The sequence below is a fragment of the Kitasatospora sp. NPDC059462 genome (assembly GCF_042749955.1).
Taxonomy (GTDB): Bacteria; Actinomycetota; Actinomycetes; order Streptomycetales; family Streptomycetaceae; genus Kitasatospora.
The window spans coordinates 13,044-21,744 of record NZ_JBHYUU010000143.1; the positions used below are offsets into that span (position 1 = coordinate 13,044).

Here is an 8,701-nt window from a genome sequence, read left to right on the forward strand (position 1 = left end):
GGCGGCTGCCCGCTACGGATGGTGACTCCCCTTCCCCATTCCCGCCACAGTCCCGGCCCTACCCCCCCCCCCGGGGGGGTGGGGGGGGGGGGGCGCGCCCCCCACCCCCAGGACCACAGGGGAAGGGTCAGGCGGCCCGGTCGGCGGCCAGTTGCGCCGCCAGCGCCGGGATGCCGAGCGCCTGTTCCTGCTGCGGCGTGGCCTGGTACAGCAGGTTGCTCAGCTGGTAGGGGTCGGCCGCCAGGTCGTAGTACTCGCGGAACTTCACCTCGCCCGTGCCGGACACCGTGCCGTTGGCGTCGGTGTGCAGCGCGTAGTACTCGGTGTACTGCTTGTCGGCGCCCACGTACGAGGACCAGGTGGGCGGGCCACCCGCCGCCGTGCCCTGCTTCCACCACTCCACCAGCAGGTGGTTCCTGGTGGCGGTGGTGAGCAGCGAGTGGCCGTCCTGCGGGGTGTCGGGGGTGATGCCGACGGCGTCGAGGATGGTCGGGGCGACGTCGATGTTGGCGACGATCCGGTGGTCGGTGGTGCCCGCGCCGAGGCCGCCGGCCGGCCAGGACAGGTAGAACGGCACCTCGTGCGCCGGGGAGTAGGGCACGGACTTCTTGAGCCAGCCGTGGTCGGCCCAGGTGTAGCCGTTGTCGCCGAGGTAGATGACCAGGGTGTTCTCCAACTGGCCCAGCGCCACCAGCTTGTCGTGGATCGCCTGCACGGCGTCGTCGACGGAGAGCAGGGTGCGCAGCTGGCGGGTGCGCACGTCCTGGGCGTCGGCGAGGGTGGCGGTGGCGTTCTGGATGTAGCCGGGCTTGTCGCTGCGGTCGGCCTCGGGCACCGAGGGGCGCCCGTTCCACGGCGGGACGACGGTGTCCGCGTACTTGGGGGCCGGCACGTTGGGCTCGTGCGAGGCGTACGGGGTGACGTAGGCGAACCAGGGGCGGGTGTCGGTGGCGGCCTTGTCGAGGAAGGCCAGGGTGCGGTTGCGGATGATGTTGGTGGTGTAGCCGGTGAGGGTCTGGACGTCGCCGTCGATGTTCCAGGTGGCGTTGTTGTAGGCGGGCTGGAGCAGCGCCCACTCCTCGAAGTGCGGCGGGTTGTCGGCCACCGCCCAGGAGTTGAGGTACTTGCCGAACAGCCCGGTGCGGTAGCCGGCCTGCTTGAGGTAGCGCTGGACGGTGGTGTGCTGGTCCAGGCTGTGCGAGGCGCCGTTGTTGCGCACGCCGTGGTTGTGGGCGTAGCGGCCGGAGAACACCGAGGACCGCGAGGGCGCGCAGAGCGGCGTGGTGACGTGGCCGTTGGTGAAGCGGACGCCGTGGCCGGCGATCCAGTCCACGATCTGCGGGGTGGCCCACTCGGTGTGCTTGGGCTGGTCGTCGGTGACGATCAGCAGGATGTTGGGGCGGGCGGCACCGGCCGCCTCGGCCCGGCCCGCGGACGCCAGGGTGAAGGCCACCGGGGCGGCGGCGGTGGCGGCCGCGGCCGCGGCGCCGGCGAGGAAGCCGCGCCGGCCGACCCGGGGCGAACCGTTCGTTTCCGAATCGCCGATCTCGCTCATGAATTCCCTCCATGCTTTTCGGTGATTCCGGGTGTGGCCCTGCGGGAAAAGTCCCGCGCGGGCGCGCCGGAATCATTCACGGGGAAGCGGCCCACCGGTCCGCACGACGGCCGCGCCCGCACCCCGGACAGCATTCACGGGCACGGCGGCTCACCGGGGATCCGCGGCGAAGGAACCGGGGCACGTCACCGACCTGCACGAACGGTGCGGGGGCGAGCCACCCCGGAGAGGTCCGGCGGTGCTGCGGCGGCCCCCGTCCACCCGTCCGGGGGCCGCCGCCGACTCACGCCGGAGCGGCGGTACAGAGGGCGCTCGCGAGCCGTCCGAAATCGACGTGCCGGCGAGCAGCCAGGAACTCTCCAGCTGCCATGCGTGCGACTGTAGGAGTTCCCGGTGAACGCTGGCAATACCCGGACGCTTTTGTTTCCGGGTCATGTCGGATATCCGGCCGCAGGTTTCCGCTCGTCGACGACCGGGCGTCGCGCCGGGCCGACGCGCCCCTCACGTCACGGTGTCGTACAGCTCCTCGATCAGCCGGGCGACGGCCTCCGGTTCACGCAGCGTCGGATAGTGGTCGGAGGCGGCGAGCCGCACCAGCCGGCAGCCGGGGATCCGGGCCGCCGTCCGCTCGTTGAACTCCACGACCACCGGCCGGTCCAGCTCCCCCAGGGCCAGCACGGTGGGCGCGGTGATCCCGCCCAGCCGGTCGAAGGCGGCGGGTTCGCTCCGCAGGTACCCGACGTTGGCGAACCAGGCCGGCAGCACGGCCCTCAGGTGCGCGGCGCCGACCGGGTCGGCCTCGGGGGTGCCGCCGCCGGCCTTCCCCCACAGGCCCAGTCCGAGCCGGACGATGCCCTCCAGGTCGCCGGCCTCGGCCAGCCGGCCCATCTGCCGGTACAGCTCGGCGCCGGTGAGGTCGTAGCCGCTCACGGCGGGGACGAGCAGGGCCAGGCCCGCCACCCGCTCCGGGGCCGTCAGGGCCAGGTCGATCGAGGTGGCCCCGCCGTTGCTGTTGCCCACCAGCACGGCCCGCTCCAGCCGGAAGTGGTCGAGGACGGCCACGAGGTCCCCGAGCTGGGAGTACGGGACGGCGGGCGCGGGCGAACGGCCGTAGCCGCGGCAGTCGTAGCGGAGCACCCGGTGCCGCGCGGCGAGTGCGGGCAGGACCGGGTCCCAGAGGGTGGAGTCCCCGACGCCCGGATGGAGCAGGACCAGCGGCAGCCCCTCCCCGCCCGAGTCCTCGGCCCAGAGCTCGCCGCCGGCGACGGCCACCATCGTCTCCATGCCCCCAGTCTGACGACCCCGGGGGCGGGCACAAGCGCACGAACCCGCCGGTTCCGCCGTTCCCGTGAGGGCCCGCCCGCGCCGCGTGCGGGGCCCGGGCGGCCGGCGGGCGCTCCGGCTCCCGGACGCAGCACCCGTTCGCGGGAACACCGGCCCCGGCCGGGTGTGCTCGTCCGCGCCGGCCACCGCCTCGGCGGCGTTCTCCGGCAGCATGCTCCGGCCGGGCGCCGCCGCCCGGAGGCGGGCCGGCGCGGCCGGGTCGTGGGCGCCGGCAGCGATCCGGTCCACGCGAAGGCTCCTGGGCGGAGCCTGCGCACGAGGCGGACGGACGGCCGGGCGGGCGCGCCTCCCGCCGCGCCCGCCCGGTGTGCCCCCCGATATGCCCCCCCGGTGTGCCCCCGGGTCAGCCTGCCAGCAGCGCGGGCAGCTCGGCGACGGACGCCAGGACGTGCGTCGCCCCGTCCGTCCGCAGGCGCTCCTCGCCATGGGCGCCGGTGAGGACGCCGGCCACCACGGAGGCCCCGGCGCGCGAGCCGGTCAGCATGTCGTAGCCGGTGTCGCCGGCCACGGCGATCTGGCGCACCGCGTCGGTCCCGGTGCGCAGCAGCGCGGTGAGCGCGAGGTCCGGGTACGGGCGGCCGCGGCCGGCCTCGGCCGGGCACAGGGTGAGGTCGGCGATCGACTCCCAGCCGAGGGCGGTCAGGATGCGGTCCTGGGTGGCCCGGGAGAAGCCGGTGGTGAGGACCACCTTGCGGCCCTGGCCGCGGAGTTCGGCGATGGCCTCGGCCGCGCCGGGCAGCGCCTCGCAGTGGCCGGCGTCGACGAGGTCGTGGTAGGCGGCCTCGAAGGCGGTGTTGGCCCGCTGGGCCTTCTCCTCCTCGCCGAACAGGTGGCGGAAGACGGAGATCTTGGACTCGCCCATGGTGGCGCGGACGTGGTCCAGCATGCGGGCGTGCTCGGGGCTGCCGGCCTCGACGCCGAGCGAGCCGGCGGCGGCCTGGAAGGCGCGCTCGACCAGGCCGTCGTCGGCCACGGTGGTGCCGGCCATGTCCAGGACGACCAGGCGGATGTCGTACGACACGATGTTCAGTTCCTTCGACGGGCTTACGGGACTATCGGGGCTGACGGGCTTACAGGTTGGCGAGGTTCGCCGTGGTCTCGGCGATGGCGGGCGAGCAGGTCATGCCGCGGCCGCCGGGGCCGGTGACCAGCCAGACGCCGTCGCGCACCCGCTCGCGGTGGACGACCCGGGTGGTGTCGACGCACTGCGCGTACACGCCGGCCCAGCGGCGGCGGACCCGGGGCAGCGGGCGGCCGAGCAGGTCCTCGACCACGCCCACCAGGTGGTCGTACGGGTCCTCGACCACGTCGAAGCCGAACGGCTGGTCGTACTCGTGGGTGTCACCGATGGTGAGGCCGCCGTCCAGGCGCTGGACCATCAGCAACTGCATCTTGTGCTCGGCCGCGACCGGCGGCTGCGCCTGCACCTCGCGCAGGCGGTCCAGGGCGGTGCCGGCGAAGGCCGGGTAGTAGCGGAAGGAGTCGCCGTCGGCGACCGAGGTGGTCAGCGTCTCGCCCAGCGGGTCGGTCTGCATCATCTGCAACCGCACCTTGCGCACCGGCAGCTCGGGCGCCAGCTCGCGGACCAGGCCGCCCAGCCAGGCGCCGGTGCACAGGACGACGAGGTCGCCGGTGTGGACGTCACCGTGGTCGTCGCGGACGGCGTTCTCGCCGATGACGTCGCGGACCTCGCGGCCGGGCAGGAAGGTGTAGCGGCCGGTGGCGGTCAGCGCGGCGCGCAGCGCGGGCTGGGCGACGCGCGGCTCGACGGCGGCGTCCCGCTCGCAGTGCAGGGCGCCGAGCAGCGTGCCGCGCAGGGCCGGGTTGAGGGCCCGGGTCTGCTCCGGGTCGAGCAGCCGGTAGCCGCGCAGCTCGGCGTCGGGCAGGGTCAGCGCCTGTTCGGCGACCGCGAGTTCGGCCTCGGTGCGGATCGCGGTGAGCGATCCGTTGGCCCGGAAGCCGAGGCCGGGCACCTGCCCGCCGATCCGCTCCCACAGCTCGCGGGCCCGCACCGCGGTCTCCAGCTCCTCGCCCTGGGCCCGGCCGCTGACCCAGACCAGGCCGAAGTTGCGCACCGAGGCGCCGCGCGCCTCCGCCTCGCGCTCCAGGTGGACGACCTCGTGACCGCGCTCGACGGCCTGCCAGGCGTGCATGGTGCCCAGCACGCCCGCTCCTACGACGATGACTCTCATGCGGCCAGACTGGTGCCGCCGGGTGACCGAGGGGCGTCCGAGCGGCGGCCCGCAGATGAACCGACCGATAAGTTGTACAGACAACCTGACGGTAACCTCGACCGGATCCCCGGGCCGCGGCCCCCGGGCCGCCGGACCGCCCTGCCCGGTTCAGCGCCGCACGGCCGCCCGCAGGTAGTGCCGCCGGCCGAACTTCGGCTCGTCGACCGCCGTCAGCTCCTCCACCTGGAACCGGTACAGCGCCGCCGCCCCGCCGCCGGTCAGGAACTGCCGCCGGACCTCGTCGTCCTGCGCGAAGGCGGGGTAGCGCCCCTGGTAGGCGGCCAGCGCCGCCTCCGCCTGGTGCCCCCAGGCCTCGCCCGCGCTGCCGGTCAGCTGCAGGCCGCGCAACTGCTCGCCGAAGACCGGCGGCGGCAGGAACACCGTGGCCGCCGCCCGGGCCTCCTCGGCCAGGTGGTGGCTGTGCCGGGTGGCGCGCTCGCTGACGAAGTAGAGGACGAGGTCGTCGTCGTACGCGAAGAAGGCGAGGTTGGCGTGCGGGCCGTGCTCGTGGCCCGCGGTCGCGAGGGTGAGCACCATCGCCTCGGCCAGCAGCCCCTCGACGCCCTTGCCGAGCTCCTCGGCGGGCCAGTCCCCCTGGGTGATGTCGAGTCGGTACGGCATGGGCAGCACTTCCCTCCACTGGCACGCCCGGCGCGCGCGGCGCCCTGGCACGACTGAGCCGGGCGGGTGCGCCCCTCGGGGGCGGCCGCGCCCGGCTCACATGCTCTCCCCGCCACCCCGGGCACACAAGGCCCGGGACGGCGCCCGGCCCGGAACCGGCGCCCGGGTCAGTCCCGCCGCGCGCCGACCGGCCGGCCCGCCCGGTCCGCCACCGCCCCCGGACCCGCGCCGAGCAGCGGCCGCAGCGGCCCGGACCGGTTCCGCTCCACCAGTGGCCCGGCCGCGCCCGCCGCCAGCGCGAGCGGGACGGCCACCACGAGGCCGACCAGCGCGCCGGCCAGCACGTCGTGCGGGTAGTGCACCCCGACCCAGACCCGGGAGGCGCCCATCAGCACGGCGGCCACCGCGGCCACCGCGCCGATCCTGCGGTCGGCGAACCAGAGCGCGGCGGCGGCCGCCACGGCGATCACCGTGTGGTTGCTCGGGAAGGACCAGTCACCCGGGCCCGGGCAGGCCTCCAGGGTGTCGCGCACCCGCAGCTGGGCACACGGGCGGACCTCCTCCACCAGCCCCTTGAACCCGGAGTTCACCGCGTAGGCGGCGAGCACGACCAGCGGCGAGGCCAGCACCCGCGCCATCACCGCCGGAGCGGCGCCGCGCGCCCGCCACCAGGCGGCGAGCATCAGCAGTGCGAACAGGCCGAGGCCGAGCAGTGACCACAGCTCGGCCAGCCGGTTGAACCAGTGCGGCGCGGCGTCCGCCCAGCCGACCACCCGGCGGTACAGGCCGCCGTCGATGCCGCTGCCGTCGTACACGGCCAGCAGCTCGCGGGCCGCCGTCACCGGGCGTCACCGCCGTGACGGCGGGCCCGCCGGGCGCGGAACAATTCCAGAACAATCGGGAGCATGGAGACAACTACTACCAGACCGATGACAGGTAGCAGATAACGGTCGATACTGGGCACGGACGACCCGAGCGCGTACCCGGCGAGCACCACCCCGACGGTCCACAGCGCGCCGCCCGCCACCTGCCAGAAGGTGAACGAGCGGACCGGCACGTCGAGCACGCCGCAGAGCGGATTCAGCACCGTCCGGACCACCGGGACGAACCGCGCCAGCACGATCGCCCTGCCGTGCCCGTAGCGCGCGAGCAGTTCCTCGGCCCGCACCACCCCCTCCCGCAGGCTGCGCCGCCGTGACCGGCGCAGCAGCGCGCGCCCGCCGCGCCGTCCGAGCAGATAGCCGGCCTGGGCGCCTGCCAGCGCCCCGACCAGGGCGGCGGGCAGCACCTGAACGAGCTCCAGTTGCGGCCCCTTCGTCGCCCCGGGGACGCAGAGCAGGCCGGCCGTGAAGAGCAGTGAGTCGCCGGGCAGGAAGAAGCCGACCAGCAGCCCGGTCTCGGCGAACAGGACGACCGCGATGCCGAGCGCGCCGAAGGCGGCGAGCAGCGACGAGGCGTCCAGCGGATTGACCGCGAGGGCGTTCCCGCTGGCCAGCGGGGTGACGAGCGCCGAGGCGGCGGACGGATCGAGCAAGGCCGACGGACCTCCCGTACGTTGGTGGGCGGCACCGCAGGGCGCGCCCGACTGTCTACAATCACGTAGACGGTCTACATGACTGTAGACGATAACTGGAGGAACCCCCGCCATGTCCGACGTACCGTCCGCCCGCCGGCCCGCCGGGGAGCTGGAGGCCGAGGTGCTCGCCGCCCTCTGGGCCGCGGACCGGCCGCTGACGCCGCAGGACATCCAGGGCGCCCTCGGCGACGGCCTGGCCCGCACCACCGTCGCCACGATCCTCGCCCGGCTGCACGACAAGGGGACGGTGCACCGCACCCGGGCCGGCCGCGGCTACGCCTACACCCCGGCCGTCGCCGACCCGGCCGGGCTGGCCGCCCGCCGGATGCACGCCGAACTGGGCCGGGAGAGCGACCGCTCGACCGTGCTCGCCCGGTTCGTCTCCGACCTCTCGGCGGAGGACGAGCGGCTGCTGCGCGACCTGCTCGGCGACGAGGACGCCGCCCGGTGACCGTCGCGGTCTGGGCCCCGCTGCTGCTGCCCTTCCTCGCCGTCCTGCCCGCCCGCCGGCTCGCCGAGGCGCTGCCGCCGCGCGCCGCCGCGTGGACGCTGGCCGCCACGGCCGCCGTGCTCGCGGGCGGCACGCTCTGCTCGCTCGGGCTGCTCACCGCGGCCGGGCTGCTCCGGCTGCCGCCGGTCGCCGCCCTCGGTCACCTCTCCCCCCGCTGGCTCGCCGCCGGGACGCCGGGCACCCCGGCCGCGGCGGCCCTGCCGGCCGCCCTGGCACTCGCCGTCCTCGCCGCCCTCGCGCTGCGCACCGCCCGGCACCACCGGCGCGACCTGGACGCCGCCCGCAGCGCCGTCGACGCCGCCACCGGAAGCGACGCCGGAGCCGGCTCCGAGGCCGCCGCGACCCGCGCCACCACCGGCGCCACCGTCCGGACAACCGGCCCGCACGACCGGCATCCGGACACGCGCCCCTCGCGCGCATCCATGCGCCGGGCGCGCACCCCGTGGACCCAGCGCGCCAGGCGACGGCTCACCACCCCACCCGCCACCGAGCTCACCGTCCTGCCCGACGAACGCGCCGACGCCTTCGCCCTGCCCGGCCGCCCCCGCCGCCCGGGCCGCCCCGCCGAACCCGGCCGGATCGTGGTCACCACCGGCATGCTCCGGGCCCTGGACGCCCGCGAACGCGCGGCGCTGCTCGCCCACGAGCGCACCCACCTGACCGCCCGCCACCACCTCTTCCTCGCCCTCGCCGCCCACGCGGCCACCGCCCACCCGGCCCTGCGGGCGCTGCGCGCACCGCTCGGCTACCACCTGGAGCGCTGGGCCGACGAGGCCGCCGCCGCCCGGGTCGGCGACCGCGCGGTGACCGCCCGCGCGGTCGGCCGGGCCGCCCTCGCCGCCGGGCGCTCCCCCCGGCCG

9 protein-coding genes are annotated in these 8,701 nt (G+C 75.7%); 2 read left to right on the forward strand and 7 right to left on the reverse strand.

The genetic code is table 11. The features are described 5' to 3' along the window. Positions 1-127: 127 nt before the first annotated feature. The 7 genes from ACFXAM_RS28635 to ACFXAM_RS28665 form a co-directional block, all read right to left on the reverse strand. Entirely contained in the window at positions 128-1,555 is a 1,428-nt protein-coding gene (locus ACFXAM_RS28635; RefSeq protein WP_380295503.1) for a sulfatase, read from the reverse strand. A gap of 501 nt (positions 1,556-2,056) precedes the next feature. Then, positions 2,057-2,839 (reverse strand): alpha/beta fold hydrolase, encoded by a 783-nt coding sequence (locus tag ACFXAM_RS28640; protein WP_380295504.1) that lies wholly within the window; start codon positions 2,837-2,839, stop codon positions 2,057-2,059. Positions 2,840-3,242: 403 nt separating this feature from the next. Next, positions 3,243-3,929, reverse strand: a complete 687-nt coding sequence (locus ACFXAM_RS28645; RefSeq protein ID WP_380295517.1) for a phosphonatase-like hydrolase — start codon at positions 3,927-3,929, stop codon at positions 3,243-3,245. A gap of 40 nt (positions 3,930-3,969) precedes the next feature. After that, on the reverse strand, positions 3,970-5,091 hold the full coding sequence (locus ACFXAM_RS28650; RefSeq protein WP_380295505.1) for a TIGR03364 family FAD-dependent oxidoreductase: 1,122 nt from the start codon (positions 5,089-5,091) through the stop codon (positions 3,970-3,972). A 150-nt stretch (positions 5,092-5,241) separates the two neighbouring features. Continuing rightward, the gene (locus tag ACFXAM_RS28655; RefSeq protein WP_380295507.1) at positions 5,242-5,754 is read right to left on the reverse strand and encodes a pyridoxamine 5'-phosphate oxidase family protein; all 513 of its coding nucleotides are present in this window, start codon (positions 5,752-5,754) and stop codon (positions 5,242-5,244) included. Between the two features lie 167 nt (positions 5,755-5,921). Beyond that, the gene (locus tag ACFXAM_RS28660) at positions 5,922-6,596 is read right to left on the reverse strand and encodes a phosphatase PAP2 family protein (protein ID WP_380295509.1); all 675 of its coding nucleotides are present in this window, start codon (positions 6,594-6,596) and stop codon (positions 5,922-5,924) included. Beyond that, entirely contained in the window at positions 6,593-7,288 is a 696-nt protein-coding gene (locus tag ACFXAM_RS28665; protein WP_380295510.1) for a DedA family protein, read from the reverse strand. The genes ACFXAM_RS28660 and ACFXAM_RS28665 overlap by 4 nt, the downstream gene beginning before the upstream one ends. Before the next feature lie 112 nt (positions 7,289-7,400). Here ACFXAM_RS28665 and ACFXAM_RS28670 point away from each other — a divergent pair, with 112 nt between their 5' ends. After that, the gene (locus ACFXAM_RS28670; RefSeq protein WP_380295512.1) at positions 7,401-7,781 is read left to right on the forward strand and encodes a BlaI/MecI/CopY family transcriptional regulator; all 381 of its coding nucleotides are present in this window, start codon (positions 7,401-7,403) and stop codon (positions 7,779-7,781) included. Then, positions 7,778-8,701, forward strand: a 924-nt coding sequence (locus ACFXAM_RS28675; RefSeq protein ID WP_380295513.1) for a M48 family metalloprotease, incomplete at its 3' end; no start/stop codon positions are given. The genes ACFXAM_RS28670 and ACFXAM_RS28675, both read left to right, overlap by 4 nt.